We start from the raw sequence: 246 nt of genomic DNA, 5'->3' as shown, positions 1-246 counted from the left end.
AATTGCCGCTTTCCACGGCGGGCGTGTCCTAGCCGATGCCGCTTGGTGCGGCAAGGGTTTGCGGCTCGATCCGCAACGAGGCTTGAGTTCGGACAGTTTGCGAACGCCGCGCCGCCCCTGCCGGGCAGCTGAAGACGTAAGCACCAATTGCTGTGGTTAGTAGTTTGGAACGCCTGAGGCATTTCTGAAACCAACCCCACCAAAAAGGAAACAATTCCGCCATCAGCGCGGCATCGTGCCGACACA

General features: G+C 59.3%; 1 protein-coding gene. It reads right to left on the bottom strand.

The window, feature by feature from the left end; genetic code table 11:
- Positions 1-28 precede the first annotated feature (28 nt).
- Positions 29-246: hypothetical protein (locus tag PU724_RS34100; RefSeq protein WP_426213876.1), on the bottom strand; the 218-nt coding region annotated here is incomplete at its 5' end.

This window comes from Mesorhizobium abyssinicae (genome assembly GCF_049887195.1).
GTDB lineage: Bacteria > Pseudomonadota > Alphaproteobacteria > Rhizobiales > Rhizobiaceae > Mesorhizobium > Mesorhizobium abyssinicae.
The sequence above is the reverse complement of the archived record's forward strand: the minus strand, read 5'-3'. Positions and strand labels throughout refer to the sequence as shown.